This is a genomic window from Candidatus Phycosocius bacilliformis (assembly GCF_003112735.1).
GTDB classification, from domain to species: domain Bacteria; phylum Pseudomonadota; class Alphaproteobacteria; order Caulobacterales; family Aquidulcibacteraceae; genus Aquidulcibacter; species Aquidulcibacter bacilliformis.
Map to the genome: position 1 here is coordinate 169,023 of NZ_BFBR01000006.1, position 26,588 is coordinate 195,610.

Below are 26,588 nucleotides of genomic sequence, written 5' to 3' on the forward strand. Positions count from 1 at the left end.
TTATTATAGGCAATTGCCTATGATGTCAACTGGGACTTCTTTTTCGGGAAGCGGGCACCGTGCCTTTAGTTATACATCTAAATTGAAGCCTCACAGACTGGCATCCGGTCCTTCTGGTTGTTCCGCCCTACCAATCGCCAAGTATATTTCAGTAAAATTGATATTCATTCTGAGTTCATTTGGATGTGCGATAGTAATTGCAGAGCGAGATAGCTGGAAAGACAAATACATATAAGTCAATGCCGTTTGTGGCTAAATTCGAACGGCCATGGAGAACAAGATGGCACACATTAGTGACGGAAAGCTGCTTTCAAGACCCCACAGTCGGCGCGGCTTTATGTTGGCCGCCGGGGCCGCTCTCATGTTTGCCTTGCCAGCTCAAGCAGACCCGTTTGCAGGTCGATCGGGTGCCTTGGCTAACCGGCTACGCCGCAAAAATGACGGAATGGGCGTCAATGTCATTGATAACATCCGGCTGACTGACCCATCGCGACCTCGGAATTTTCTGGTGCGCGCCTATGTCCCAACTAGACCGGGACAATATCCCACCATTATTTTCAGCCACGGCTTTGGTGCGGATATGGCCGCCTTTGAACAAACCAGCCGCGATTGGGCTGCGCGAGGATATGTGGTCATCCATCCAACCCACGCAGACTCGTTGCGCTATTCTGACCCTGCCGCACCTCCAGGCGGTAAAGCCGCACTTCTGGGTTCACTTGCTGCATCGCGTCAGCAACGCTCCCCTCGCGCTCGGTCCGCAGCTAATGGCAATTCGGCCCTGGTTGAACACTTGGAAAACCCCTTCTATTTGGCCAGCAGGATCGCCGATATCGCTTTTCTCATCAACTGCTTGGATGCAGGGCGCGGGATCGACCGCGCAGTGCATGACCGGGTAAAGCGGGGATCTTATGGTATGGCGGGCCACTCCTATGGAGCCTATACCACCCAAGTGTTGGCCGGGGCACGCCTTAAGACCGCAGAGCGTAACCCCTCGCCACAGCTAACGTCCCGCTTTGCCGCCTTCATGGCAATCAGCGGCCAGGGATCGGGCCGCCTAGACCTGACAGAACAGAGCTTTGCCACCATCAAACAACCGTTCTTTGCCATAACTGGCACTCAAGATACTGGGGCGGATGGGGAAACCCCAGAATGGCGGCTGGAGCCATATTACAAGAGCGCCCCCGGTATGAAGTTTGCTGGAATTGTCCAAGGCTTCACGCATATGAGTTTTGATGCAGATGATGAAAACGGTGCCGCGCTGCGGGTTATGCAAACCGATTTCTGGGACAGCTTCCTCAAAGGAGATCGCCAAGCCAATAATCAGCTTCTGGCCGATGCCCGTCGCTCCTCACAGACAAACACGATCTGGCTTAGAACCCGATAGGGCCCACCCGCCGAAGGACCCAGTCCACAAAATCTGGGACCAGCCTTTAGCAGGATTCTGAAAGCTTGAATCTGCCAAGGGGCGCAGACACCAGCCCACAGACATCCGCGCCGCCCTCACCTTGGGCCGCTCATGTCGGAAACAAAAAAACGGCGGACAGGACCGGCTAATGTTTGAACCCGTTAAGGTTCGCAAGGGTAACCGCCCGCCGGCGCACTAGGGCCACCCCATTTGAGCCGCTTTGCCACGTGAGACAGAAAAAAATGGCGGAGGAGGAGGGATTCGAACCCTCGATAGGCTTGCACCTATAACGGTTTTCGAGACCGCCGCATTCGACCACTCTGCCACCCCTCCGGTGTGCGCTGCAAATCGTGTTGCAACGGGGTCAAGGGCGGCGTGTTTACGCACCTATTCCGCCGCTGGCAAGATAGGGGGTGCAGGATACTTGCAGGGATCAGGACCAGACCTGCCTGTCACTGGCAGGCCATCTGGTCAGGCGGTTGCAAGATGCGTAAAGCGGTCTGCCATGACACATGCGACCTTTCCCCCTGCCCGGCAAGCACCCGCGCGGCCCGTGGCCGCGTTTGATGTGGATGGCACGCTGACGTGGGCGGATTCCTATCTGTTGTTTCTGCGCTTTATCGCCGGACGGTGGGGTTTTGTCTTGGGCCTGGTGCGACTGCTGCCGGTTTTTTTGGCCTATCGGCTGGGATTGGTCGACAGGGCGCGGGTCAAGCAAGCCACATTGACACTTTTTCTCGCGGGCATGGCCCATGCGCATTATCTGGATCGGTGTCGGATTTTTGCGCGCCTGATTTACCCATTGATTAGCCGTCCAGATGGTCTGGCACGTTTGCGCGCCCATCAGGGTGTGCAGGATCAAGTCGCCTTTGTCTCAGCATCCTTACGCGATTATCTGATGGTATGGGCCGAGGATTTGGGCGTGGCCCATGTCTTGGCCACCAACGTCGAAGTACGAGATGGGCGGTTGACCGGGCAAATCCTGGGTGAAAACTGCTGGGGACCTGGCAAGTTGTCGGCCATCCGAACCGCCTTTCCCGACACCCAATTAGCAGCCGCTTATGGCGATACGCGCGGCGACCGTGACATGCTGGCAGCAGCTGATCAAGCCGGGTTCCGTCAATTTATAGAAGCCCCGCGGGATCGTCTTGCCCGCCTCATTGGGCTTTACGCTGGGGATTGGATGGAACGGGAAGCAGCGAATCGGCTTTAGTAGGCGGGGTAACGAGAAAGTAGTGACCGAAGGTTTGGGTGGCTTGATACGGTTTCAAGGCAACCGCACGGGGGAGTTGTGAAGCATGGATGGTCCTGAAGTCGCGGTCTGGTGTGTCTCTGACGGGCGTGCCGGGATTGAACGACAGACCTTAGCAGTGGCCCATGCCTTGGGAGAATTGGTGGCAACCCGCGTCCGCGTGCTTCGCCTTCAGCCAGAGGGCTTTCAACTAAACCTGCCACCGAGCTTGTGGCCTTTCGCGAAAGCAGCCTTGCCCGCAGAACAGGCAGCGCGTCTGCAGCCCCCCTGGCCTGACGTGTGGATCGCCAATGGCCGCCGTTCCATCCCCTATTCCCTCAGGATGAAGAAATGGAGTGCGGGGCAAAGTCTTGTGGTGCAATTGCAGGACCCGCGCGTAAACCCCAAGCGCTTTGATCTTGTAGCTCCACCCCAGCATGATGGTTTGACCGGGGATAATGTGGTCTCCACGCTAGGTGCCCCAGTCTGGTATAGTGCCAAACAAATCGAGGCGGCCAATGCCCTGATCCCGCCGTCACGCTATCCGGCGAAACGACAGGTCATGGTCATTCTGGGTGGGACGTCTAAGCGCCATCAGCTTAGCCTTGCGCGCGCCCATGCGATCGTGGCCGAATTACAGCGGCTGGCCCATCAGGATGTGCACCTGATGATCACCACGTCCCGCCGCACACCCAAGCCAGCAGAAGATCTGTTCCGCGCTTTTGCCTTTACCGCCAATGCGGACTTTTTCGCCAATGAAACCCGCGACGGGCCTAACCCTTATTTGGCGTGGTTATCGCGGGCGGAAGCCGCTCTGGTCAGCGAAGATTCCACCAATATGATGACCGATGTCGCTTTCTTCGGCATTCCGCTCCATTTGATCAAGCTCGAAGGCGGGGATGCCAAATTTGACAAATTGCACACGGCTTTTGTCGACCGCGGGGCTGCGCGCTGGTTCAATGGCAGCCTGACGCCTTGGGCCTATGAGCCGATCCGCGATGCCATGGATATTGCCGAAGCGATCAAGGCCCGACTTATCACCGCTTAGCGCGCGTTGAGGGCCGCCTGACCATGGTTTCTGTGTCGCGCTTTCAGTGTACTGATCACAATGGCTGGAGACGAAGCCTTTTCACTAAAGACTTTGCGGCTGCCCCTTATGGCAACATAGGCTTCATCGCACCGATCAAAACAAATCCTGCTTCAGATGTCAGATATAAGGCCAGGTGATGGAAACCACTCATTCTGTTTCAATCGGGATAGTCCGTGATCCAAACCTCACCAGCGCAACAGCCTTGTTCCCAAGATCGCCCCCAAGGCTGCGGCCAGACCAATGCCCACCACATACCAAATGGTCACGAATGTGACAGAATCGACCGAGCAGAACATGGCATAAACCATCGCCCCCATCCCGCCCGACAGCGCACCAACTGCGGCGCCGGCCAATGTGAGCCGCGTCGGGGCTGCTTCTCGCAGCGCCCACACAAGCAACAAAGCGGTTGGCAAGCCAAACAAGGGGATCAAGAAAATGCACCATGGAAACCCATTGCCCATAAAGGCGGCAAACCGCTCCCCCGGGGCCATTGTCAACAAGGTAACAGCGCCAATGGCCAAAGCCGCCAGCGCCAGAATGATCAGCGGCAGCCACAATCGCACAATCAGCTGACCCCGATCACCCAAAGGGCGCGCGAGCCGCAACGCAAGGCCGCCTGCGAATGTGGCAATCAGAGCCGAAAAGCCTGCCTTTAGTGCCACCATCGGGGCGGCCACGCCAATGTCAGGACGAAAACCCATGGTGACCTTCAACAAGACCAAGCCCACCAAAAAGCCCAACACCAATGCAATCTCAATGCGCCGATAAAGACGCTTTGGCCCAGCCTTGTCAGAAGAACGCGCCAAAGCCGCAATCAGTTCGTCAGTTGTCACGGTCACGCTCCCTTTGCTGTGCTGCCGACAAGTCGCATGAGCGCCTTGAGGCCGCGATGAATGGATATCTTGATATCAGACGGACTCCAGCCGGTTTGCGCCGCGGCCTCGGCGATGGATAATTCTTTAAGTTTCACCAGTTCGATGGCCACCCGCTGCTTTTCCGGCAAGTCCTGTAACAATTTGGCGACGTCGCTCTTGGGATCGCCAGCTTCGGTCTCCTCTGCCGCCAAGGCATGTTCAAAATCCTCAATCGGCAGATCCAGACCGCGATTGCCTATCCGCCGCCAGCGGTCGATCATCCGATAGCGTGCAATGGCATAGACCCATGCCAGCAGGCGTTGCTCAGGATCAAACATGGATCGCTTGGTATAAATGGCAATCAAGGTCTCCTGCACCAAATCTTCAGCATCCTCAGGGCGGGCACCCTTGTTGCGGAAGAAGGCCCGCAAACGCGGCGCTAACCCGTCCAGCAATTGACGCGTGGCGACTGGATCGCCTGCCTGGGCGCCCAGCATCCAGCTGTGCAATTGTGCTTCATCTGCGACCAAACCCAACCCTCCGGCCATGGATTACGTACTCGGATGAGGTGTGGTTACAAGTCCGTGCTCATGTGATGCAGCCCGTTGCCGCGCACACAAAGTCACGGATGGCTGCACTTGCTCAAAATCGCAGCACCCAACGCGAATGCAGATGTAAGGCTTGCGCTTTTCCAGTTTTGGGCCACCTTATTCTCATGAGCTTGATGATCCGCCGCGCCGACCAAAGTGATGCCCCTGCAATTGCTGAATTGCAGCAACTGACTTGGCGCGAAGCTTATGCCGGCCTCTTGCCGACCCCACTGCTGGATGGCTTGGCACTGCCCCGCCTGTATCGAACGTGGCGCGCCGAACTTATCCGGCAAGATGGTGACTTGGATCTGGGAATCTTCATTGCCGAAACCGAGGACGGCAAAGCCTTGGGCTATGCGACTTGTGGGGCAGCCACGTTGCAGTCTCAGGATTTATTGGGTGATGGGGAAATTCACCAACTCTATGTCAGGGCCTCACACCAAGGCCGCGGACTGGGGCGCGCTCTGATGTTGGCCTGCTCACGCTGGCTATTGATGCGAGGGCTTTTCAGCGGTGGACTTTGGGTGGTCAAAGGCAATGAACGCGCGCGTGCCTTCTATGAATCGATCGGCGGCGAATTGATCGGCGACCGGCGCGACTCGATGCAAGGCTGGCAAATCCCCGTCGTCGGATATGGCTGGGAAGATCTGCATGAATTGGCGGGCCTTGAATCCGAAGTTCCGAGCTGGCTTTAATATCCGGCCTTAACCATCTGTATCATAGAAGAATATTGCTAAAGCCATTTTCCCAGCCGGACGATGGTATAGATAAGTGCTGAGGAGAGCACCATCAGGCCCACCGCCCACCAAGGGCCTGCAGGGTCTTGAAACACGCTCATATGCTGGAAATTCATGCCCAAGGCTGAGGTCAGCAAGGTTGGGGGTGCAAACAGAAGCGTAACGACCGCCATGACTTTCAAGGTCTCATTCTGACGGGCACTGACAAGCCCCAGCATGGCATCCAAAAAGAACGTCAAATCATTGGTCAGAGCTTCAGCTTGACGCTGAAGGGCTTCGATATCTGTTGCCAGCAACGTCAAGCGATCCTTGGGTACATGCCATTGTGCACCATGGGTCACTACATAGCGGGCCAGACGCGCAAGGCTGGACAACGAGTCGCGCGATTGACTGACCCCAGCTCCCAATTGGCCAAGCCGCTTTAGAATGGTCTCAAGGCCGATATTGCGGCGGCTAACCAAGACCCGCAGATTAAGGTCCTCAAGTTCCTTGGCGCTGGCGCTGAGAAAATCAGCCAATCGCTCAACCAGACTTTCCAGCAAAGCCAGCATAACTTCCGGTCCATCTTGGACGCCATCAAGATTTACCGAGGCCCGCCCCGCATTGATCTCAAACGCGCGCAACGGGCATGTCCGCACAGTGATGAGGGCGCGCGGGGTGAGAAAAAAGCTCAAAATCTCACGTCTATGCGCGATAGCACGCAATTCTGCCGGCGCTTTCTTGGGCGCAATTGGTCCTTGATCCGAGCCTGATCGGGCGCGCGCCACCACTGTGGCATGGAGGACCAATGTGTCATTCTCGATGGAGAAGCGAGCTGACTCCTCCAAAGCAGCGCGCTCATTCTCTGAAGGGGCATCTATGCCAAAGGCAGCCTCAACGGCTTGTTCTTCAGCCTGAGTTGGCGCCAATAAGTCAATCCAAATCACATCATCATGGGCCAGATCGGCAAGGGTTGGTTGGGCCAGCCCAACAGGCAGCGATGTATTCTTGGTTAGAATGCTAAGCGCCATTCACATTGCCTCCGACCAGACCTTAAGCTCCCACCCAGATCTGGCCTGGATGCAGCTTGATCTATCTGGCTAAGCAAGTTCGCGGGTTTTGGTCCGCTTGGCAACGGCATGTTCAAGAGAATCAACGACCTGATTGGACAGATTGAGGTCCCGGCCTGCCAAGTCCAACAATTGCTTCACGGCATAGCCATGCATCTCGACAATGTCTGACTCAAGCGTGCCACGCGCCGTCGCCAAAGCAACATAGCGCAAAAGCGACATGGCAGCTCTTTCCAGCAGTCCATCGCGTATCTTATTGGCCCGGGCTGCCGTCATCTCACCAATTTGAGAGATCGCATCTTGGGTTTCCTGCGTCGTAGTGTCGCGATGGCCCAGGTCAATCAGGATATCTGCATCCGTGCGGATGAGATCATGCTCATCTTCCAAATCAACCAGCACAGGCAAGCGGTCGTTTTCACGCCGCTTGAGGCCCGATAGAATTGGATCGGTCCGGCGACGCCGGCATGGCCCGATATAGCGGTCTGAGACAATGAAGGGCCGTTGCATATTGATTGCCGAATCCAAGCGTTCAGCCACTGCCATCGTGGTGAAGGGCTTGGCCAAAAACTCATCAACACCCGCGTCACGGGCTGCGATCAGACATTTCTTGGTCCCGAAACTCGTGATCATAATGATCGGAATCGACGGGTTGAAACGCGGGCTTGGTGAGCGCACTTCCTCCCGGATGCGCTGGGCAAGCGCAATCCCTGATTGACCGGGCATGTTGAAATCAGTGATGACCAAGTCAATGGGCTCGGCTTGCATGGTCGACATAGCCTTGTCAGCACGGTCGGCCGTCGACAGGCGGAACATGCCAAGGCCATTGAGGATGCTGGTGAAGATCGTGCGGACATGAATATGATCGTCGACAAGCAAAATCCGTTTATTCACAAAATCTTGTGATTTGGATTCTGTTAGTTTACGCACAGCCGACATACGACACCCAAGGATTGTGATCCTCAAGGCTAAGTCGTATTTGATAAAATAGGGTTACCCAAAGCCTGATAACAAGTTCTCATACAGCACAGGCTTAAGTCTTCAGCGCGGCTATATTTAGGGCGTCATGCCAGCGCGAAGCGCAAACTCATAGGCTGACACCGCCAGCGGGCGAACCCGGTCGACATTTTCACCCGCATGCGCGCTCGCCGCAGTCCCGTCTCGCACACGACCAACAATGCCCTGAATAATTCCCGCAAGTCGGAACATATTGTAGGCAAAATACCAATCCAGATTGTCAATACCGTTACGACCTGTGCCCTCGCAATAGAGCGCGACATAGCGTTCCATGGATGGAATACCCAAGGCGTCCAGATCTAGCCCCTTTAGACCTGAGCGTTGGCTTGCCGGCATGACCCAATTCATCAAATGATAGGTGAAGTCACCCAAGGGATCACCCAAAGTCGACAATTCCCAATCCAAAACGGCCAGAACACGTGGCTCGGTGGGGTGCAGGATCATGTTATCCAAGCGATAATCGCCGTGGACAATGCTGGTGGTTTCCCCCTCAGGAATGCTGGTCGGCAACCATTCGATCAGGCGGTCCATTTCAGGGATTTTGCTGGTTTCAGACAATTGATACTGTTTGGTCCAGCGGCTGATCTGACGGGCAAAATAAGACCCGGCCTTGCCGAAATCCTCGAGCCCCACGGCCTTATAATCGGTGGCATGCAGCGCCGCCAAAGTCGCAATTTTTGCCTCATAGATGGCGGTGCGCTCTTCTGGGGTACTGTCGGGCAGGGAACCATCCCACAGAATGCGCCCATCGACCGAGTCCATGACATAGAACATGGTACCGATGACACCATCATCGGCGCACAAACCAAAAGGCTTGGCAACCGGAAAACCAGTCGGGTACAAGGCGGAAATAACCCGAAACTCACGATCCACGGCATGTGCCGATGGCAAAAGCTTACCCGGTGGCTTTCGCCGCAGCACATAATTCTGGGTTGGTGTCAGCAATTGGTAAGTCGGATTGGACTGGCCCCCCTTGAACTGGCGGATTTCCATCGGACCAGCAAATCCGTCAACATGGGCATGCATCCACGCAAGCAGGGCAGCCTCATCCAGACGATAGCGGGGATCGACGGGCTTGGTACCGCTGAAAATCTCGGATTCAAGTGCGGTCATGATCATGTCTCCCCGACGTTTGTTGGTTTGTTCTTGTGGTCTTGTTTAACTCGGTTGTCGGCAAGCGAAAGCCACTTTTTCAGCCCGCGCGAACCTGGCTCGAAATACTTACAATCCAGACCGCACCGGATTGAGCCTCTCAACATGTGATTGAGGATAGGTTTAGCAGAGCCTAGGCCTTGAGTTCGGGGTGCAACTCGCGCCAGCCAATATCGCGGCGATGAAACCCCATCGGCCAAACGATCGCATCAACGACCCGATAGGCAGTCTCCACGGCACTGGCGAGGTCTGGGCCGACACCAATCGCGTTAAGGACCCGCCCACCCGCTGAGCGCAGCTTACCGTCGCCATCGCGTCGCGTGCCCGCATGTAACAAAACCCCATTGGGAATCGCACTGGCACCAGCTTCGCCGCGTATCTCAGAACCTGTAATCGGATCTTCAGGATAACCTTGCGCGGCCAAAACCACCAGCGCTGCGGTTTGCTCTGAGAGCTTAAAGCTAGGCGCTGTGTCAATCTGACCCCGTGCGCAGGCCATCAAAATCGCCGCCAGGTCGCCCTCAAACCGAGCCATCAAAACCTGACACTCAGGATCACCGAACCGGGCATTATATTCCACCAGTTTTGGCCCGGTGGGCGTCAACATGAGCCCTGCGTAAAGGACGCCGCAAAATGGGGTGCCCAATTGGGCCATGGCTGCTACCGTCGGCTCAATAAAGCGGGTCATGATGTCATCAATAAAGGCAGGGGTAGCATGCCGCGTGGGGGAATAAGCCCCCATGCCGCCAGTATTAGGGCCACGCTCACCGTCAAAGGCGCGCTTGTGATCTTGGGCAGACCCAAAGTAAATCGCCTTGTGCCCATCGCACAAGGCAAAGAAAGAAACCTCTTCCCCAGTCATGAACTCTTCAATGACCAAGCGATTGCCAGCAGGGCCGAACCGACCGTCGGCCATCTCTTGAATGGTTTCGCGCGCCTCTTGAAGCGTTTGAGCGATCACAACGCCTTTGCCGGCTGCCAACCCATCGGCCTTGATCACATAAGGGGGCCGCACCTTGGTAAGGTGCGCCAAGGCAGCTTCGGTATTGTCGAAGGCTGCAAACCGCGCGGTGGGAATGTTTTTGGCCTCGCACAGGGTCTTGGTGAAGGCTTTGGAGCTTTCAAGTTGGGCCGCCGCCCGCGTTGGGCCAAAACACGCAATCCCGCGCAAGGCCAAAGCATCCGCCAGACCAGCCGCAAGGGCTACTTCTGGACCGACAACCACCAGATCTATCCGTTCAAGTTGAGCGAGGCTGACAAGGCCGGGAATGTCATCGGCAGCCACCGAGGCAACCCGCGTCACACCGCTGATCCCGGGATTGGCCGGGGTCACCATCAAAAAACGGACTGACGGGCTATTGTGCAGCGCCAGCGCCAACGCATGTTCCCGGCCTCCAGAACCAACCAGCATAACGCGCATTCTATCCCCCTGCCTGAGGCGACTCGGTGGTGTTCGGGTGTTTCTCTTGGGCTAGGCAGTCAGAGCAGCTTGGTCAAGATCACTGCCGCATTGGACTTTGTGATCCTACAGCCCTTGCCTCGTGAACTTGCCTTTAAACCGTCCTGTTTACCCCTTATGGCAGCGAGGATGGCATTGTTGCCTTGCAGGCTGTGACAGGTTTGCGGCAAAGAAAGCCGCTGCGTTGGGCAGGACTTGGACCGCCAGAAGAGGTAGATTGGTGAAGACCAAGGATTTGGGACCCATAGTGATCGCCGATATGGGGCACACGCGGCCCCATTTCTGGACATTGGCGACCGTGGGCACTCTCCACCTTGCCTTGACGGCTTTGGTGTTGAGCCTCCCAGAGCCGGCATTTGAGCCCCGCGTGCTTGAAACGGTCGAAATCGTCACCTTGAATGATGGCAGCACGCCTGCCGCTGTCGCTCCACCGCCCACACCAGCCCCTTTACCAGAGACCAATGCCGCACCCAATTTGGCGGCGACACCCCCTGATCAAACGACGCCCGCGCCCCTTCCAAGTCCATTGCCCACCTCCAGCAAGGCTGAAACGCGCCAACAAGAGACGGCGCTGCCACCCCGCCCGATGGTGCAGGACACAAGCCCTGTCCAGGTTGCAGAACCTGTGACACCAGCCTCTGACGAACCGGCACCCATCCCATTTGAGCCTATCCCCGCCCCCCCTGCCAATCCCGTGACATTGGCTCCTGCCCGGCCGGTCTTGGTTCGCCCCGATGCCCAGCGCCTGAAAATTGAAGCTGGCCAACTCGCCACCCGGACACAACCCAACGTGCAAGCCAACCCGGACCTTCGTTTGCCCGATCCGGTCGAAGCTGAAGTTGACGAACCCTTTCGCCCAGCCCCCGTTCCGGACCTCGCGCCGCCACCGGCCTACGCCTTGCCTGCGCCAGCACGTGCTCCACTCGTCCCGCGCGCCAGCACCGATCCCATCCGACTGCCCAGAAATGCAGCACCTCTGCCCAATGTCCAAGTGCCGCAGATCCGCAGTTCAGACTTGAAACTGCCCGAGCCTGCTGTTGAGCGAGCCGCATCGGGAGGATCTGGGGCGGCAAATGGGGCAGCCAGCGGGGCAGCCAACGGGGCCAATTCCGCTGGGGGCTCTGGTGCCGGGGCCGCAGCGGCAACGGGCGGGGTCACCTCGCTTAGCGGTGGTATGATAGCTGGAGGTGCCCCGGCAACGGCCAATGGCGTCGCAAGCGGGGCCAGTGGCGGCCAGCCATCAGGAACAGGCGTCTTGCCGCGTCGGCCCGGTGGAGCTGGGGTCAAACAGGAGTTTCCAACTGGGGTTGGCGATTCAGTGCTGTCGCGGATGGCGCGCACAAGCGAATGCGCCCAGATCAATCGGCCACGCGATGCAAAATGTCCAACCTGGGACCCGATTGAGGGTCGCTCGCCGCGGCAAGCCCAACCCATCCCGGTCCCCGTGCCCAAGGATGCGGCCCCGGCCCGCTTTGCACCGGGAACCAATCCGCTGCCCCTGTGCAAGCCCGGCACGCCACAAGCACAGTTCGGCCTGTCTTGCCTGCCCCGCGATGATGGCCCTGGCATTCCCAAGCCTTGATTGGCACGTGTTCATGCCGTGTCTTGTCAAAACTGCGGAAAGAGCCTCATAAGGCAGTATGATACAGGCAGGATTGGTTTTTCTCGGTGGCGGGCTTGGCGCACTTGGGCGGTGGTTGTTCGGATTGTTAGCTGCTCGTCTGTTGGGTACTGCCTGGCCCTGGGGCACATTGGGGGTCAATGTCATCGGTGGCTTTGCCATGGGTCTGACCATGGCCATTCTTTTGCGCGGCGGTAGCCTCGGTGTGACAAGCGAGAATTGGCGGCTGTTCCTCGCCACCGGCATCTTGGGCGGCTTTACCACCTTTTCTGCCTTTTCCCTTGAAAGCGCGCGCATGATTGAAGCAGGTCATTGGGGTCAAGCCGGCCTTTATGCCATGGCGTCTGTCTGCCTGTCGGTGCTGGCCCTGTTTGCCGGCATGGCTTTGGGGCGCATGAGCAGTTAAAGGAAGCCCATGACCTCGCCCATCACCCTTCCCGTGCGCGAAACCGATGGCGACGTACGCCTCGATCGTTTCCTGCGCCGCAAATTCACCACCCTGACCCAAGGCCGGATTGAACAAATGATCCGCAAGGGTCAAATCCGGATTGATGGCGTGCGCGCCAAAAAAGCAGGCGAGCGCTTGAGCCCCGGCATGGATGTCACCGCGCCTCAGGAAATCGTCATCCCGGATAAGAAAAATGACGGCGTGGTCCGCGTCCGTTTAAGTCCAGAAGATGAGCGCTGGCTGCGCGACATGGTCATCCATGAGGATGATGATGTCATCGTGTTGAACAAGCCTGCTGGCATTGCCGTACAAGGCGGGACCGGCATGACCCGCCATCTCGACAAGATGATGGAGATTTTCGCTGAGGATGCCGACAGCAAACCGCGCCTTTGCCACCGGCTGGACAAGGACACATCCGGGGTTCTGATCTTCGGACGCAACCCGGCAGCAACTGCCTTTCTGTCCAAGGCCTTTGCCGGACGCAAGACCACCAAAGTCTATTGGGCCGTCTGTCTGGGGACCCCGCACCCTTTGTCGGGCGAAGTGCGTGGTTGGATGATTAAGGCGGGCAGTTCACGCAATCCCGACCTCGAGCTGATGCGTCGGGCAGCCCATGGCGAGCCCGATGCTGTGTTCGCTATCACTGATTACCATGTCATTTCAAATGCTGGGACAAAAGCCTCTTGGGTTGCGCTCAAGCCGGTGACAGGTCGGACCCACCAATTGCGCTTTCACATGGCTGAAATGGGCTATGCCATTGCCGGTGATGGAAAATACACCTGCGACCGGGAACCCATCGGCGGTTTGAGTCCGCAATTGCATCTCCATGCCCGCGCGATCCGCATCCCTCATCCCCGCGGAGGTGTCCTCAATGTCACCGCTGATTTGCCTGCCCACATGGTTCAGGCCTTTGACGCTTTGGGCTTTGAAGAGATTGAGGGGCGCGACCCGTTTGAACATTTCCGGGTGGATGCGTGACCCCACGTCTGGCTGTCTTTGATGTCGATGGTACTCTGATCGACAGCCGCGCCATCATCACCGCATGTATGGATCGCGCTTTTGAGGCGGCCGGCTTGCCGCCACCTGGCTATGAGCGCACCCGCCGCATCATTGGGCTGTCACTTGGGCCGGGCCTGAATTATCTTGCCCCCGAAGCGGATGAGGCTCTGCGCGCCCAATTGCTGGATCATTATCGCACCGCTTTCTTCGACATGCGGCATGATCCCGCCTTTCAGTCCCCGGCTTATGCTGGTGCAGAGGCCTTGTTGCATGAGCTGGCTGAGGCGGGTTGGGTCTTGGGCATTGCCACGGGCAAATCCCGTCGAGGCCTGGACGCACTTCTTGAACAGCAAGCGTGGGCAGACTTGTTTTCGGTCAGCCTGTGTGCCGACGATGGACCGGGAAAACCACATCCCCACATGGTGTTGGCCAATATGGATGCCACCCGCATCGGCCCTGAGGCGACTTTTGTGATTGGTGATAGCGAGCATGATATGGCTATGGCCGTAGCTGCGGGAACACAGGGCATTGGGGTGACTTGGGGTTTTGGGACCGCCCAAGAACTCGATAACGCCGGTGCCGCCCATGTCGTGTACACAATGGACGACTTATCGGCCTTGTTCAGACATGGCCTCAGCGCGGCGTAATCGCCGCACGTAACGCCTCAACTTCGCCGCGTAAGGCCTTCAATTCCTGCAACAAAGCCTCTTCACGCGCTTCGGCTGAGCGAACGGCGCTGACAGCCGCGTCTTGGGCCTCATCCTGCATGGCCCCCACCACCACACCAATGAACAGATTGAGCACCACAAAGGCGCTAAACAGGATGAAGGGCAAGAAGAATAACATGGCAAAGGGATGATCTTCTAAAACGGGCTTGACGATCTCGCCCGACCAGCCATCCAACGTCATCAATTGGAACAATGTGAACAGGCTACGGCCCAGATCGCCAAAGGCTTCAGGTTCTGTCGCCGCAAATAATTTGGTCGCCATGACCGAGCTGACATAAAAGACCAAGAGTAGAAGAATGATGATCGACCCCATGCCAGGCAAGGCCGACAGCATCGCACCAACCACCCGCCGCAGGCTGGGGAGGATGGTGATCAAGCGCAAGACGCGCAGAACACGCAGCGCGCGCAGCACGCTCAATGGCCCAGTCGCAGGCACCAAGGCGATGGCGATGATGATGAAGTCAAAAATATTCCAGCCCGAGTGAAAGAATTTTCCCCGGTAGACCAAGAGCTTGGCTGCCAATTCTGCCACAAAGATGGCCAGTAAGATCTTGTCGGCCCAGATGAGGATTGGACCGAATTGGGCCATGATGGGCGCAGAAGTCTCAAGCCCCAGAATGATGGCATTGATCAGGATGAGGGTGGTAATCAGGCCTTCAAACCGGCGAGATTCGATCAATTGCTGCACATAGGCTTGCATGGAAACGGGTCCGTTCGGGGGGAGGATTAACAGCGCCATCCCCTGCGATTTTGCGCCCATGGGGTCAAGCAGGCCGATGTTCAGGAAAATGTGATCATTGCACAAATCCACGCCGACGACGGGCATGCCGACTGGCTTTGCCGTGGCAAAAGTCTTATGGAACCGGCCATGACACCTGCCGCCCCTGCCCGCCGTTTCTACAAGATTGTTGATGTTGTTGCCACCGACACCGGCTTTGCCGTGCGCCTGGATGGGGCGACGCCAAAGACGCCGGGTAAGAACCCGCTTATCCTGCCGAATGAAGCTTCAGCCCGACTGGTCGCGGCAGAATGGGACGCGCAAGACAAGGTGATCGATCCTTTCACAATGCCGATTACACGACTGGTCAATGTTGGACTTGACCGAGGTGAAGCCACGCGCGAAGCCATGGTTGCCGAGGTGGTCAAATATGCCGGTACAGATTTGGTCTGTTATCGGGTCACGACGCCGGATTCCTTGGTGGCCGCACAGGCCAAAGCATGGGACCCCCTATTAGATTGGGCGCGCGCGGAGCTGGGTGTCGCACTTCGAACCACCCCCGGGGCGCTGGCGATTGATCAGCCCGAAACGGCCATGACAGCCATTGCCATTGCCGCACAGGCACTGCCCACCCTGAAACTGACCGCCCTTGCCTTTGCCACTGGCATTGCAGGTTCGGCCCTTGTGGCCTTCGCACTTATAGCAGGGCGAATTGATGGGGAAACTGCCTTTAAGGCCATACGGGTTGAAGAAGACTGGCAGGCCGAACGCTGGGGGCGCGACCCGGATGAAGCCCACCTCGCCAATGCCCGCCGCCTCGACCTCATCGCGGTTGAAAAACTTGCCCTGGCACTGGATGCCCCCTCTCACCCCGTGCCCAAAAAGACTTCGGGGTCGGCCTGATCAAACAGATGCAGCACAAGACGGGCGGCTTGCCCTCGTGGGCTGGTCAGAGTGGGATCTTGATCAACCAGAACGCGCGCGTCGCGTTGGGCAATAGCCAAGAGATCAGAATTCAAAGCCGCATCAGCCAGTTTAAATGCTGGTAGACCTGATTGACGCAGCCCCAAAAGATCTCCGCCCCCGCGCAGCTTGAAATCCTCTTCCGCAATCGCAAACCCGTCTTCGGTCTCGCGCAATTTGGCAATGCGACGCGCACCCATCTCGCTTAAAGGATTGGCGTACAACAGCAGGCAATGGCCCGGCTTACCACCGCGTCCCACCCGACCGCGCAATTGATGCAATTGGGCCAGACCGAAGCGCTCGGCATGTTCGATCACCATAATGCTGGCTTCTGGCACATCAACGCCCACTTCTATTACCGTGGTAGCGACCAGGATTTTGGCAAGGCCCGTCCGGAAGTCATCCATCGCAGCATCCTTGTCCTTTGATGACATACGACCGTGGATCAAGCGCACGCTATCGCCAAACATGGCTTGCAAGTCTTCAAATCTGGCGCTGGCTGCCGATACATCCAGTTTGTCACTTTCCTCAACCAATGGGCAGACCCAGAAAACACGGTCATCCTTCTCGATGGCGCGGGCCGTGGCCTCGGCCACTTCATCAAGCCGGTCGAGTGACATGGCCAATGTCTTGATCGGGGCGCGTCCTGGTGGCTTTTCGTCCAGCCGACTGACGTCAAGGTCACCATAGACCGCCATTGCCAGCGTGCGCGGGATGGGTGTGGCGCTCATGGCCAGCACATGGGGAGCATAGCCTTTGTCAATCAGGCGACGACGGTCGGCCACGCCAAAACGGTGCTGTTCGTCGACCACAACCAACCCCAATTCATGGAAAGCGACGCCCTGCTGGAACAAGGCATGGGTGCCGCAGACCGCATGGATTTGGCCTGATGCCAAACCGTCGATCACCTCGCGCTTGGCGCTTGCTTTATCCTTGCCGGTCAAAACCGCCAGCCTGAGGCCCGCTTTCGCCATGAGGGGAGCAAGCCCTGCATAATGCTGACGCGCCAAGATTTCGGTCGGTGCCATCAAGGCAGATTGCAGCCCTGCCTCAGCGGCCCGTGCCATGGACCAGGCCGCCACAAGGGTCTTACCGGCCCCGACATCACCTTGCAGCAAGCGTAGCATCGGTGTGGCAGCGGCCATATCGGCCCCAATGTCAGCAAAAGCCCGGGCCTGCGCCCCCGTCGGCTGGTAGGGCAAAGCCTTCAGGAGTGCCTCGGTCAGGCGGCCTGTCCCGGCAATCGGCCGCCCGGGCGTGCGCCTGCGGGCAGCCCCGGACAAGTGCAAAGCGATCTGGCGCGCCAGCAGCTCATCATAGGCCAGCCTGCGTCGCGCTGGGGCCGTTGCCAGCACATCATCCTCATCTTGCGGGGCGTGCGCGCGCATCAAAGCGTGGCCAAAATCAAGCCACGCCTCACGCTCAACCAAAGCCGGATCGGCCCATTCAGGCAGACCCAAGGCTTTTTCAGCCGCCCCCGCACAAATGCGCGCCAATGTGCGGTGCGACAGGCCTGCTACGCTGCGATAGACCGGCTCAAATGGAATGGCGAGGTCGGGATCATCTGGGTTCAAAATGCGCGAGGGGTGAATCATTTGCCGCTCGCCCCGCCGCTCGCTGATCTCGCCAGAGATCACCCGATGGGCACCTTCGGGCAGACGCTCAGTCAGATAGCGGGCATTGGGTTTGAAAAACAACAGGGTCAGAAAACCCGTCTCATCCGACACGTGAATGCGATAAGGCTTGCCCATCATGCCTGGTTGATGGCGCTCCACCACGACATTCAACGTGCACAAGCGGCCAAGCTCGGCCTCCGCGATCTGGGGCCGATAGCGCCGATCGACGATGCTTGTGGGCAAATGGAAGGCCAGATCGCGCACCAACTCGCCACCCGCAGCTTTGGCAGCCAATGGCGCAATCTTGGGGCCGACGCCAGTCAGCGTGGTCAGCGGTGCAAACAGGGCATTGAGGCGATCTGGGCGCATAATTGATGAGCTTAGCCGAGGCCGGACTGTGGCGTCACCCTTCTTTGCGGCCCTTCATGACCCGGATCAGACCTTCTTGGGCCACACTGGCAACCAGACGGCCATCGCGCGAAAAGATTTTGCCCCGGTTCATGCCGCGTCCCCGACCAGCCCATGGGCTGTCGGTGCAATAAAGCAGCCAGTCATCCGCGCGGAAATCATCATGAATCCAGACGGCATGATCAAGGCTTGCCGTCATCAATTCGCCGCGCATCCAGCTCAGACCGTGCGGACGGGCACATGTACCCAGCAATTGCATATCCGATGCATAGGCCAGAACGGCGCGGTGCAATTGGGGATCATCCCCCAAGGGGGCCACCGCCCGAAACCACGAATTCTGCTGCGGTGGCAGCTTATCTGAGCGCAACCATGCCGCTGGATCCAAAGACCGGAACTCAATCGGGCGAGGGGTCAGAAAAAAGGAATGGAACTTTTCTGGAACCAGATGGAGGGTCTGTTGCCGCCACGCGGTCTCAGACGGCAGGCTATCAGGATCGGGCATGTCAGGCATCGTGTCCTGATGGCTTAACCCCGGCTCCATCTTATGGAAGGACGCGGCCATGTTAAGGATGGGCACGCCCTGTTGCTGGGCGATCACCCGGCGGGTTGAGAAACTACCCCCATCATAGTCGCGCACCACGCGATAGACGACGGGAAAATCCTCATTGCCGGGGCGCATGAAATAGGCATGCAGCGAGTGGGGTACGCGGTCGACGTCGGTAGATTTGCTGGCTGCCATCAAGGCTTGAGCGATCACCTGACCACCAAATACGCGTCCACGGCCACCCGGCTTACGCGCGCCGCGATAAAGATCAGTGTCAAGGGTTTCCACATCCAGAAGCGTGGTAAGGCCCTGGATCAAGCTTTCGGGGGAGAGGTCTTGTTCTGTCATGCCCATCAGTTAGGACAAATGCGCGCGAGGGGGAAGTTCACAGGTGCAGGTGGTGGCGGTGACGGCTGCCGCTCACCTTGCCTCATCATCCTTCACAAACAAGCATCGCATGCTAGATGATTTGCATAAGGCATCCCGAGACAAATCCAATGCCCAAAGCCTCCCCCGCCTTTCAAGCGATGAAACGCGCGCTATTAAAACAGCTTTCGGCCATTCCCTTAGGCAAGGTCGTCACGCTTGATCAGATGGCCTGTGCGATGAACATACCCGCGCGCCACATTGCCTATATGATCGCCCAATTATCGCCCGAGGAAAGAGGTTTGGTGCCGTGGCACCGGCTGGTGCCTACGGGCTGCACGTTTCCAGTTGAGAAAAAACAATCGCCACGACAAATCGAACAGATCAGGATGTTGGCGCAAGAAGGAATTAATGACCCTGCAGCGCATGTGATCCCGCCACCATTTGACTATTCAACTGTCTTTTGGGCTGATGAGGGTTTGTAGCCGCAGCGCGCGCCAAGCCGCCAGCTTGTCAATAATCCGCGCTTCAGCGCCAGTGTCAGTCGGCTGATAAAGGTCTTGCGGCCCGATGTGGTCGGGAAAGCCCGACAGCCCAGACACGCCACCGGCTGTATCAGGATCATAGACATAGCCCGCGCCATAGCCCTGCTCTTTCATCAGGCGGGTTGGTGCATTGAGAAAGCGCGCTGGCGGGGGTTCTGAGCCGGTTTGGGCAGCCAAGGCTTGGGCTTTTTTAAAGGCGACATAAGCGGCATTGGATTTGGGTGCGCAGGCCAAATGCAACGTAGCTTGCGCCAAGGCCAATTCCCCTTCAGGAGCGCCTAAGAACTCAAAGGCGTCACGGGCGGCGACCGTCACCCGCAGTGCCGTGGGATCAGCAAGACCAATATCTTCGCTGGCCATGCGCACCAAGCGCCGGGCGATAAAAAGGGGGTCTTCGCCACCCTGCAGCATGCGCGCCAGCCAATAGAGCGCGGCATCAGGATCACTTGCCCGGACCGACTTATGCAGGGCAGAGATCAAATTATAATGCTCATCCTTGTTCTTGTCATAGGCGGGGGCGCGGCGCTGCAAGAAGCGGCCCAAGGCTGTGGGGTCCAAAGGCTCTGCGGGCATTGCGGCAAAGACTTCTTCCACCAATGACAGGAAATGACGGCCATCCCCATCGGCCATTGCCATCAATAGCTGGCGGGCATCGTCTGTCAGCGGGGCGGGTCTGCCATAAAAGGCTTCTGCGCGCGCCAGCAAAACTTCAAGGCCCGATCCATCTAATCGCTTCAGCACAAAGACGCGCGCACGCGATAACAGCGCGCCATTAATCTCGAAGCTGGGGTTTTCGGTCGTAGCCCCTACCAAAGTCACGGTGCCGGCCTCGACATAGGGCAGAAAGCCATCTTGTTGAGCGCGATTGAAGCGGTGGATCTCGTCAACAAACAATAATGTACTGCGTCCCATGGCGCGCAGCTGGGCGGCTGCCTCAAACGCCTTACGCAAATCAGCCACCCCCGAGAACACCGCAGAAATGGCGGCAAACTCCATGCCACAGGCATCGGCCAGCAGCCGGGCAAGACTGGTCTTACCGACACCAGGCGGCCCCCACAGGATCATGCTGGACAGCCGCTTCTGGCCAACCATACGGCCAATCGCACCATCATGGGCCAGAAGATGATCTTGCCCGACGATCTCGTCCAAACGGGTCGGCCGCAACACGTCAGCCAAAGGCCGGTTCAATTCCTCACCCAGACCTGAAGCCGCAAACAGATCGCTCACAAGAACAGAACCGCCGTGATCCGCCGGTCGCCGCGTTGGATCGTCACTTTACCTTGCTTGCCCCCTGAAAGCCGCCCTGCCAGATCTTGGGCGGAATTGATCGGGGAATCATCGGTTTCCAAAATGAGGTCGCCCGGGCGCAGGCCGGCACGGGCCCCTTCCCGACTGCCATCCACACCCACCACAATTGCCCCCCGCAGGAAGGGATCAATCCCCTGCTCTTCGGCAATGGCTGGCGTCAAGGTGGCCACACTGACCCCATCAAAACTGTGTCGCCCCGCCAAAAGGCGCGGGGTCTGAGCATCGCCTGGTGGCGGGGACAATTTGCCCCGGCTGGTGCGAACCTGCCCCTGCCGTTGGAAGGTAAACTCAACCACTTCGCCAGGCTTGCGCGTCGCCGCCTGATAGCGCAGACCCGACTCATCGACGACCGCCACACCGGCAAAGGCCGTCACCACATCCCCCCGACGCAGCCCAGCTTCGGCTCCTGCGGTTCCCGGATAAATATCGGTCACCAAAATGCCACCAGGCCGATCAAGGCCCAGCGAGCGGGCAACCTCGGCATCAACATTCTGGCCCTTAATGCCCGTCCAAGCGCGAATGACCTTCCCGTCGGTGATCGCCCCATCAACCACACGCTTGACCATTTCAGCGGGAATGGCAAAGCCAACCCCCGCCGAATTGCCGGAGCGGGAGAAGATCGCAGTATTAACTCCCACCAAATCGCCATTCATATCAACAAGCGCACCGCCCGAATTGCCCGGATTGATCGAGGCATCGGTTTGAATGAAGAAACTATAATCGGTAATGCCCACATCGGTGCGCGCAAGGGCAGAAATGATGCCGCCGGTCACGGTCTGTCCCACGCCGAACGGATTGCCGATGGCCAATACTTGATCACCCACTTGGGCGTTACTGGTATCGGCAAAGCGCAAAGCGGTCAGCCGCTCGCCCTTTGTGTCAATGCGCAACACAGCCAGATCCGTGCGCGGGTCGGTCAACACAATTTTGGCCGGAAACTCCCGCCGATCTCCCAGCACGACGACAAGCTCTGTCGCCCCTTCAACGACGTGGTTATTGGTGACAATCACCCCATCATCGCGCACCACCACGCCTGAGCCTTGGCTCTGGCTGGCCCGGTCGGGCATACGGAAGGCCCCGCCAAAGAAGTCTACTGCCACACGGCCTCGTTCAATCGACCGGGCATAAACATTGACCACCGCAGGCGATGAGCGGCGGACCACCGGGGCATAAGATGAGATCGCATCAGCCTTGCTGGACGGCACGATCCGGGGCTGTACCGGGGTTGCCGCGGGGCCTTGGCTCGTGGAGGCTGGCTGCGTCCCGCTCTGCCCGGTAGCGATTTGGGCGACCAGTGGCACGCCACTGACCAAGCCTGCCCCCAGCACGGAAGCGGCAATCAATTTCAACATGCCGACGCGGCCTCCTTGGGATGGTTTGTCTGTCATGGGCTTAATCAAGGTCTTTGTGCTACAATGCGCAAGTGGCCCAATTGTGACAAATCAGTCAGGCGATGCATGAGGGTTCGCTCAAACAGCCTCGCAATAGGCCCCAGGCGGCAAATCCCCCACATGCCAGTCACCAATGCGCATGCGCACCAGCCGCAGGGTGGGATGGCCGATGGCTGCGGTCATGCGGCGCACTTGCCGATTGCGGCCCTCGCGGATCGTCAGGCTGATCCAGCTGTCAGGAATAGATTTGCGCGCACGAATGGGCGGATCGCGCGGCCACAGCCCCGGATCATCGAGACGGGCGACATTGGCAGGCCGGGTTAGCCCGTCGTTCAGCATCACCCCCTTGGCGAGGCTCGCCAGCGCCTCGTCTGACGGAATGCCTTCTACCTGCACGAAATAGGTCTTAGGCAGTTTGAATTGGGGGTCAGCGATCCTGGCCTGCAGCTTGCCGTCATCGGTCAGCACCAGCAGGCCTTCACTATCGCGGTCTAATCGACCAGCGGGATAAACGCGCGGCACGTCCACAAAGTCAGCCAAAGTCTTGCGCCCCTCCCCACCCGAAAACTGGCACAAGACGTCATAGGGTTTGTTGAACAGGATGAGGCGGGCCATTGGGGGGTTATAGCGAGAAGAAGCCGAACAAAGAAAGGTTCAGCTGCCAAACTGGACATCCCGGGATCGATGGACCAGCTAGGCCGGTCGGCCTAGGGCGACCCATTCACCCATCGCATTGATAAATTCGATGGTCGGATATGATGTGATATCCGCTTCTGACGAGCCTCGAGCAAGTTCGCGTTCAAAATACCATTGTTGAAACGAGGCATAATTCGCAATAATTCTTGCCGGTCCTTTCGGCGGCGCCCCGGCAGCATGCACCATCCAATTCCTTACCTGACTAACTGCCACGTCATAACGGCCTTCATGGGCCAAAACATCCCAGCCAGCAATGTCGGATAAGCACCTCTTTGTATCATATGTCGTCTGTTCGAGCACAAGGATTACTTTGGTCTTCATCGGGCCATTGCCATACAGGCGAGCGCCATAGTCCATGCCGAGCTCGAACGGCATATTCATTCTGCAAAACTCCTCTGGGTCACTGACTTTGCAGCGACTTAAATCATGAATGCCAAATCTTGATCCCAAAATGAGAGACGTAATTCGCTCCAACCTTGCTATCGAGTGATCTGCGGTTTCAGGCGCGATCCGGGGAAAGAAACCAAGGTCCACAACACAAAATGCAATCGCCTGCAGGACAGGAGAAAACGCTCGATCAAACGGACAATTGATGAAAACAGATGTTTCAAAGGTTGGCACAATGCTCAGCCCTTTGGAGGCATAGGATCCTTACCGTACGAGTTCCGCTCTCGGATCCGCCCGTCTTTGCCATGAATGTAAAGTTCTGACCGCGACGATTGGGCCTTTGCCCTGGCAACTTTAATGGCCTCGTCTTGGGTGTCATGTGTACTCGACGCCCGGGACGACCCAGATCGAATGACACGCCATCCATTTTTGCCAGGTACGACATGCTGACTTTTCGTGGGCATCTGTTCACCTCATACCCAAGGTAACTCAATAAATGCGAATCGTCCAGCGACGAATGAGAGAAACGCGCCCTTGTCCCTGATGGAAGCACGCCCCAACCCAAAAACAAAAAAGCCGCCCCAGACAGGGCGGCCTTTTAAATTGATAAAAGCGCTAAGGCTTATTCATCGCCAGCAACAGGGCCGGAATCTTGGCCCTTGGCGCTGATGTCGCGATCAACAAATTCGATCACGGCCACAGGCGCATTGTCGCCATGGCGGAAGCCGGCCTTCATGATACGCAGATATCCACCTGCGCGGCTGGCATAACGGGGGCCGATGACGTCAAACAACTTCTTGGTCTGGGTCTCATCACGCATGCGGGCCGCCACCAGACGACGCGATGCAAGATCGCCCTTCTTCGCCAAGGTCACGAGCCGCTCCAACACAGGGCGCAATTCCTTGGCCTTGGGCAGGGTCGTGACGATTTGCTCGTGCTTAACGAGGCTGGCAGCCATGTTGGCGAACATGGCAGTGCGGTGTTCATGAGTCCGGTTGAGCTTGCGGTGTCCGTGACCGTGGCGCATCTTTATCTCTCCATTGAGCGACGTCTCGCGACGTTGCGACGTGATTACATTTGGTCTTCGAACTTCTTGGCGAGTTCGTCGATGTTTTCAGGGGGCCAATTGGGGGCTTCCATGCCCAAATGGAGACCCATTTGCGCGAGGACTTCCTTGATTTCGTTCAAGGACTTGCGACCAAAGTTTGGCGTGCGCAACATTTCTGCTTCGGTCTTCTGGATCAGATCGCCGATATAGATGATGTTGTCGTTCTTCAAGCAGTTTGCCGAACGCACTGACAATTCCAGCTCTTCCACGCGCTTCAGCAAAGCGGGGTTGAATGGCAATTCTGGGCGGGTTTCTTCAACCTTCTTGGTCTTGGCTTCTTCGAAATTGATGAAGACATCCAATTGATCCTGAATGATGCGCGCAGCATATGCGATGGCATCTTCAGGCGTCATGGCACCATTGGTTTCAACTTCCATCACCAGACGGTCATAGTCGAGCACTTGGCCTTCGCGGGTGTTTTCCACCTTATAGGCCACCCGCTTGACCGGGCTGTAGAGCGCGTCAACCGCGATCAGGCCGATGGGGGCATCTTCCGGACGGTTGGCATCGGCAGTGACATAGCCCTTGCCGTTTTCGACGGTGAATTCCATGCGGATTTCAGCGCCATCATCGAGCGTGCAGAGCACTTGCTCTGGGTTCAGGATTTCGATGTCGCTGCCGGCTTGGATCTCACCAGCCGTCACTTCGCCGGGGCCTTGTGCGCGCAGGGTCATGCGCTTGGGGCCATCAGCATGCATGACCAGCGCCACGCCTTTGATGTTCAACACGATGTCGGTCACGTCTTCACGCACACCTGCAATCGAGGAGAACTCATGCACCACACCATCGATCTGCACCGAGGTGATGGCCGAACCGCGCAGCGAGGACAAAAGCACACGACGCAGCGCATTGCCGAGCGTCATGCCGAAGCCGCGCTCCAAAGGCTCAGCAATCAGCTTTGCCTTGCGCGCTGGATCAAACCCATGCTCAATGACCGTCTTGTCTGGGCGGATCAACAGCTTCCAATTTTTTTCGAGCACCATGTAATCCTCTATCGTTTCGGAGGGCGAACTGGGTTCGCCAAATACTTACCAACCCGAAGCGAGCCTTTGGCCCGCTGGTGCCGCGATTAGACGCGGCGACGCTTTGGCGGGCGGCAGCCGTTGTGCGGGATCGGGGTCACATCGCGGATCGAGCTGATGATGAAACCAACCGACTGCAGGGCGCGCAGTGCGCTTTCCCGGCCAGAGCCTGGGCCCGACACATTGACTTCCAGATTGCGGACGCCATGTTCCGCGGCCTTGCGGCCAGCATCTTCAGCAGCAACCTGGGCTGCGTACGGGGTGGACTTGCGTGAGCCCTTGAAGCCCATCATGCCAGCAGACGACCACGAAATCGCATTGCCCTGAGGGTCGGCGATGGTGATCATCGTATTGTTAAAGCTCGAGTTCACATGAGCCACCGCATTGGCGATGTTTTTGCGCTCTTTGCGACGGACGCGGGTGGTTTCTTTTGCCATTGTGTCGGTTCCAGACGAAAGCCAGCGGGCTCACGCCCGTTGGGGGAAAATGAAATTAGCGCTTAACCTGCTTCTTGCCAGCGATCGGCTTAGCAGGACCCTTGCGGGTGCGGGCATTGGTGTGGGTGCGCTGGCCGCGCACAGGCAGGCCACGACGATGACGCAGACCGCGATAGCAGCCCAGATCCATCAGGCGCTTCACATTCATCGACACTTCGCGACGCAGATCGCCTTCGACGACATATTCACGGTCAATGGTTTCGCGGATCTGGAGGACCTCAGCGTCCGTCAGCTGGTTCACACGCCGCTCGGCAGTGATTCCCACTTTTTCACAGATCTCTTTGGCTTTGGCAGGGCCAACGCCATGAATATATTGCAGCGCGATCAACACGCGCTTGTTCGTCGGTATATTGACGCCAGCTATCCGGGCCACTTTGTCTCTCCATTCACAGCCCCACCCCCTTGCGGAGGATCTGCGCCGTGCGGTCAATCTGTTGTTTTTAAGCTTATTTTTTCAAGAATAAGCCATTTTGAGCGCATAAAAGCGCATAACCAGCCATCCGGAAGTCCCGGTCGGCTGGCATGCGTCCTTTTACGGAAGTGGGCTTGTTAATGCGATGCTGAGCGTGAGTCAACGCTCACCGCTGAAAACAATCGCCGATTCAACCGCCACAACCACTGTGTGGCGGCGGCCCCGCGCTC

Annotated in this window: 28 protein-coding genes and 1 tRNA gene; 10 read left to right on the plus strand and 19 right to left on the minus strand. The window is 57.7% G+C overall.

Translation table 11 applies throughout. From position 1 onward, the window contains the following. The first annotated feature begins 280 nt into the window (after positions 1-280). A complete protein-coding gene (locus tag PbB2_RS10825; protein WP_192576296.1) occupies positions 281-1,384 on the plus strand; it encodes an alpha/beta hydrolase family protein in 1,104 nt (367 codons plus the stop codon). A 264-nt stretch (positions 1,385-1,648) separates the two neighbouring features. On the opposite strand, the gene PbB2_RS10830 is transcribed toward PbB2_RS10825, so the two are convergent. Continuing rightward, a tRNA-Ser gene (locus tag PbB2_RS10830) sits at positions 1,649-1,738 on the minus strand. 172 nt (positions 1,739-1,910) lie between these two features. On the opposite strand from PbB2_RS10830, the gene PbB2_RS10835 reads away from it, so the two are divergent. Then, positions 1,911-2,618, plus strand: a complete 708-nt coding sequence (locus tag PbB2_RS10835) for an HAD-IB family hydrolase (protein ID WP_108985333.1) — start codon at positions 1,911-1,913, stop codon at positions 2,616-2,618. Between the two features lie 85 nt (positions 2,619-2,703). Further along, the gene (locus tag PbB2_RS10840) at positions 2,704-3,684 is read left to right on the plus strand and encodes a mitochondrial fission ELM1 family protein (RefSeq protein WP_108985334.1); all 981 of its coding nucleotides are present in this window, start codon (positions 2,704-2,706) and stop codon (positions 3,682-3,684) included. Positions 3,685-3,911: 227 nt separating this feature from the next. Here the strand turns inward: PbB2_RS10840 and PbB2_RS10845 are convergent, their stop codons facing one another. Beyond that, complete coding sequence (locus PbB2_RS10845; RefSeq protein WP_192576297.1) at positions 3,912-4,559, minus strand: NrsF family protein; 648 nt, start codon at positions 4,557-4,559, stop codon at positions 3,912-3,914. A 2-nt stretch (positions 4,560-4,561) separates the two neighbouring features. Further along, the gene (locus PbB2_RS10850) at positions 4,562-5,128 is read right to left on the minus strand and encodes a sigma-70 family RNA polymerase sigma factor (protein ID WP_108985336.1); all 567 of its coding nucleotides are present in this window, start codon (positions 5,126-5,128) and stop codon (positions 4,562-4,564) included. Between the two features lie 167 nt (positions 5,129-5,295). On the opposite strand from PbB2_RS10850, the gene PbB2_RS10855 reads away from it, so the two are divergent. Continuing rightward, complete coding sequence (locus PbB2_RS10855) at positions 5,296-5,865, plus strand: GNAT family N-acetyltransferase (protein ID WP_192576298.1); 570 nt, start codon at positions 5,296-5,298, stop codon at positions 5,863-5,865. Positions 5,866-5,903: 38 nt separating this feature from the next. On the opposite strand, the gene PbB2_RS10860 is transcribed toward PbB2_RS10855, so the two are convergent. The 4 genes from PbB2_RS10860 to purD form a co-directional block, all read right to left on the minus strand. Further along, positions 5,904-6,917 (minus strand): CorA family divalent cation transporter, encoded by a 1,014-nt coding sequence (locus tag PbB2_RS10860; protein ID WP_108985338.1) that lies wholly within the window; start codon positions 6,915-6,917, stop codon positions 5,904-5,906. Positions 6,918-6,986: 69 nt separating this feature from the next. Further along, entirely contained in the window at positions 6,987-7,883 is an 897-nt protein-coding gene (locus tag PbB2_RS10865) for a response regulator (RefSeq protein ID WP_238164975.1), read from the minus strand. A gap of 126 nt (positions 7,884-8,009) precedes the next feature. After that, a complete protein-coding gene (locus PbB2_RS10870) occupies positions 8,010-9,083 on the minus strand; it encodes a phosphotransferase (RefSeq protein ID WP_420887460.1) in 1,074 nt (357 codons plus the stop codon). A gap of 172 nt (positions 9,084-9,255) precedes the next feature. Next, positions 9,256-10,542 (minus strand): phosphoribosylamine--glycine ligase, encoded by a 1,287-nt coding sequence (gene purD, locus PbB2_RS10875; RefSeq protein WP_108985341.1) that lies wholly within the window; start codon positions 10,540-10,542, stop codon positions 9,256-9,258. A 259-nt stretch (positions 10,543-10,801) separates the two neighbouring features. On the opposite strand from purD, the gene PbB2_RS10880 reads away from it, so the two are divergent. The 4 genes from PbB2_RS10880 to PbB2_RS10895 are packed head-to-tail and all read left to right on the plus strand — an operon-like array spanning position 10,802 to position 14,296. Continuing rightward, on the plus strand, positions 10,802-12,163 hold the full coding sequence (locus PbB2_RS10880; protein ID WP_108985342.1) for a hypothetical protein: 1,362 nt from the start codon (positions 10,802-10,804) through the stop codon (positions 12,161-12,163). Positions 12,164-12,221: 58 nt separating this feature from the next. Next, on the plus strand, positions 12,222-12,608 hold the full coding sequence (gene crcB, locus PbB2_RS10885; RefSeq protein WP_108985343.1) for a fluoride efflux transporter CrcB: 387 nt from the start codon (positions 12,222-12,224) through the stop codon (positions 12,606-12,608). Between the two features lie 9 nt (positions 12,609-12,617). After that, positions 12,618-13,628, plus strand: coding sequence for an RluA family pseudouridine synthase (locus PbB2_RS10890; protein ID WP_108985344.1), 1,011 nt, complete (start codon positions 12,618-12,620; stop codon positions 13,626-13,628). Next, positions 13,625-14,296 (plus strand): HAD family hydrolase, encoded by a 672-nt coding sequence (locus PbB2_RS10895; protein WP_108985345.1) that lies wholly within the window; start codon positions 13,625-13,627, stop codon positions 14,294-14,296. Before PbB2_RS10890 ends, PbB2_RS10895 begins: the two co-directional genes overlap by 4 nt. Here PbB2_RS10895 and PbB2_RS10900 read toward each other — a convergent pair. Next, positions 14,283-15,116 (minus strand): ion transporter, encoded by an 834-nt coding sequence (locus tag PbB2_RS10900; RefSeq protein ID WP_238164976.1) that lies wholly within the window; start codon positions 15,114-15,116, stop codon positions 14,283-14,285. The two genes, PbB2_RS10895 and PbB2_RS10900, sit on opposite strands and share 14 nt — an antisense overlap. 129 nt (positions 15,117-15,245) lie before the next feature. Here PbB2_RS10900 and PbB2_RS10905 point away from each other — a divergent pair, with 129 nt between their 5' ends. After that, entirely contained in the window at positions 15,246-15,998 is a 753-nt protein-coding gene (locus PbB2_RS10905; protein WP_192576300.1) for an ATP12 family chaperone protein, read from the plus strand. On the opposite strand, the gene recG is transcribed toward PbB2_RS10905, so the two are convergent. Beyond that, complete coding sequence (recG, locus tag PbB2_RS10910) at positions 15,962-18,043, minus strand: ATP-dependent DNA helicase RecG (protein ID WP_108985347.1); 2,082 nt, start codon at positions 18,041-18,043, stop codon at positions 15,962-15,964. The two genes, PbB2_RS10905 and recG, sit on opposite strands and share 37 nt — an antisense overlap. Before the next feature lie 34 nt (positions 18,044-18,077). Continuing rightward, positions 18,078-18,974 carry an acyl-CoA thioesterase gene (locus PbB2_RS10915; RefSeq protein ID WP_108985423.1) on the minus strand — a complete coding sequence of 299 codons (897 nt, stop codon included), beginning with the start codon at positions 18,972-18,974 and terminating at the stop codon, positions 18,078-18,080. Positions 18,975-19,153: 179 nt separating this feature from the next. Between PbB2_RS10915 and PbB2_RS10920 the strand changes: the two genes are divergently transcribed. Next, complete coding sequence (locus PbB2_RS10920) at positions 19,154-19,477, plus strand: MGMT family protein (protein WP_238164977.1); 324 nt, start codon at positions 19,154-19,156, stop codon at positions 19,475-19,477. Here the strand turns inward: PbB2_RS10920 and PbB2_RS10925 are convergent. The 9 genes from PbB2_RS10925 to rpsM all read right to left on the minus strand — a co-directional run bounded on the left by PbB2_RS10925 (position 19,445) and on the right by rpsM (position 26,319). Further along, positions 19,445-20,764, minus strand: a complete 1,320-nt coding sequence (locus tag PbB2_RS10925; RefSeq protein WP_108985349.1) for a replication-associated recombination protein A — start codon at positions 20,762-20,764, stop codon at positions 19,445-19,447. The two genes, PbB2_RS10920 and PbB2_RS10925, sit on opposite strands and share 33 nt — an antisense overlap. Then, entirely contained in the window at positions 20,761-22,233 is a 1,473-nt protein-coding gene (locus PbB2_RS10930) for a trypsin-like peptidase domain-containing protein (RefSeq protein WP_108985350.1), read from the minus strand. Before PbB2_RS10930 ends, PbB2_RS10925 begins: the two co-directional genes overlap by 4 nt. Positions 22,234-22,314: 81 nt before the next feature. Next, the gene (locus PbB2_RS10935) at positions 22,315-22,851 is read right to left on the minus strand and encodes a pseudouridine synthase (protein WP_108985351.1); all 537 of its coding nucleotides are present in this window, start codon (positions 22,849-22,851) and stop codon (positions 22,315-22,317) included. Between the two features lie 78 nt (positions 22,852-22,929). Continuing rightward, complete coding sequence (locus tag PbB2_RS15890) at positions 22,930-23,553, minus strand: hypothetical protein (RefSeq protein ID WP_133245789.1); 624 nt, start codon at positions 23,551-23,553, stop codon at positions 22,930-22,932. Between the two features lie 5 nt (positions 23,554-23,558). Continuing rightward, entirely contained in the window at positions 23,559-23,783 is a 225-nt protein-coding gene (locus PbB2_RS10945) for a DUF2188 domain-containing protein (RefSeq protein ID WP_108985353.1), read from the minus strand. Positions 23,784-23,941: 158 nt separating this feature from the next. After that, positions 23,942-24,346, minus strand: a complete 405-nt coding sequence (rplQ, locus tag PbB2_RS10950; RefSeq protein WP_108985354.1) for a 50S ribosomal protein L17 — start codon at positions 24,344-24,346, stop codon at positions 23,942-23,944. Positions 24,347-24,390: 44 nt separating this feature from the next. Continuing rightward, on the minus strand, positions 24,391-25,407 hold the full coding sequence (locus PbB2_RS10955) for a DNA-directed RNA polymerase subunit alpha (protein ID WP_085340330.1): 1,017 nt from the start codon (positions 25,405-25,407) through the stop codon (positions 24,391-24,393). An 89-nt stretch (positions 25,408-25,496) separates the two neighbouring features. Further along, positions 25,497-25,886 carry a 30S ribosomal protein S11 gene (gene rpsK, locus PbB2_RS10960; RefSeq protein ID WP_108985355.1) on the minus strand — a complete coding sequence of 130 codons (390 nt, stop codon included), beginning with the start codon at positions 25,884-25,886 and terminating at the stop codon, positions 25,497-25,499. A gap of 55 nt (positions 25,887-25,941) precedes the next feature. After that, a complete protein-coding gene (gene rpsM / locus PbB2_RS10965) occupies positions 25,942-26,319 on the minus strand; it encodes a 30S ribosomal protein S13 (RefSeq protein WP_085340288.1) in 378 nt (125 codons plus the stop codon). Between the last annotated feature and the right edge of the window lie 269 nt (positions 26,320-26,588).

Excerpts from the sequence above, each read along its gene's own strand:
- PbB2_RS10825 (WP_192576296.1), top strand. The coding sequence starts at position 281 with ATGGCACACATTAGTGACGGAAAGCTGCTTTCAAGACCCCACAGTCGG.
- PbB2_RS10835 (WP_108985333.1), top strand. The coding sequence starts at position 1,911 with ATGACACATGCGACCTTTCCCCCTGCCCGGCAAGCACCCGCGCGGCCC.
- PbB2_RS10840 (WP_108985334.1), top strand. The coding sequence starts at position 2,704 with ATGGATGGTCCTGAAGTCGCGGTCTGGTGTGTCTCTGACGGGCGTGCC.
- PbB2_RS10850 (WP_108985336.1), bottom strand. The coding sequence starts at position 5,128 with ATGGCCGGAGGGTTGGGTTTGGTCGCAGATGAAGCACAATTGCACAGC.
- PbB2_RS10855 (WP_192576298.1), top strand. The coding sequence starts at position 5,296 with ATGAGCTTGATGATCCGCCGCGCCGACCAAAGTGATGCCCCTGCAATT.
- PbB2_RS10860 (WP_108985338.1), bottom strand. The coding sequence starts at position 6,917 with ATGGCGCTTAGCATTCTAACCAAGAATACATCGCTGCCTGTTGGGCTG.
- PbB2_RS10870 (WP_420887460.1), bottom strand. The coding sequence starts at position 9,083 with ATGACCGCACTTGAATCCGAGATTTTCAGCGGTACCAAGCCCGTCGAT.
- purD (WP_108985341.1), bottom strand. The coding sequence starts at position 10,542 with ATGCGCGTTATGCTGGTTGGTTCTGGAGGCCGGGAACATGCGTTGGCG.
- crcB (WP_108985343.1), top strand. The coding sequence starts at position 12,222 with ATGATACAGGCAGGATTGGTTTTTCTCGGTGGCGGGCTTGGCGCACTT.
- PbB2_RS10890 (WP_108985344.1), top strand. The coding sequence starts at position 12,618 with ATGACCTCGCCCATCACCCTTCCCGTGCGCGAAACCGATGGCGACGTA.
- PbB2_RS10900 (WP_238164976.1), bottom strand. The coding sequence starts at position 15,116 with ATGGCGCTGTTAATCCTCCCCCCGAACGGACCCGTTTCCATGCAAGCC.
- PbB2_RS10905 (WP_192576300.1), top strand. The coding sequence starts at position 15,246 with ATGACACCTGCCGCCCCTGCCCGCCGTTTCTACAAGATTGTTGATGTT.
- recG (WP_108985347.1), bottom strand. The coding sequence starts at position 18,043 with ATGCGCCCAGATCGCCTCAATGCCCTGTTTGCACCGCTGACCACGCTG.
- PbB2_RS10915 (WP_108985423.1), bottom strand. The coding sequence starts at position 18,974 with ATGACAGAACAAGACCTCTCCCCCGAAAGCTTGATCCAGGGCCTTACC.
- PbB2_RS10920 (WP_238164977.1), top strand. The coding sequence starts at position 19,154 with ATGAAACGCGCGCTATTAAAACAGCTTTCGGCCATTCCCTTAGGCAAG.
- PbB2_RS10930 (WP_108985350.1), bottom strand. The coding sequence starts at position 22,233 with ATGACAGACAAACCATCCCAAGGAGGCCGCGTCGGCATGTTGAAATTG.
- PbB2_RS10935 (WP_108985351.1), bottom strand. The coding sequence starts at position 22,851 with ATGGCCCGCCTCATCCTGTTCAACAAACCCTATGACGTCTTGTGCCAG.
- PbB2_RS10945 (WP_108985353.1), bottom strand. The coding sequence starts at position 23,783 with ATGCCCACGAAAAGTCAGCATGTCGTACCTGGCAAAAATGGATGGCGT.
- rplQ (WP_108985354.1), bottom strand. The coding sequence starts at position 24,346 with ATGCGCCACGGTCACGGACACCGCAAGCTCAACCGGACTCATGAACAC.
- rpsK (WP_108985355.1), bottom strand. The coding sequence starts at position 25,886 with ATGGCAAAAGAAACCACCCGCGTCCGTCGCAAAGAGCGCAAAAACATC.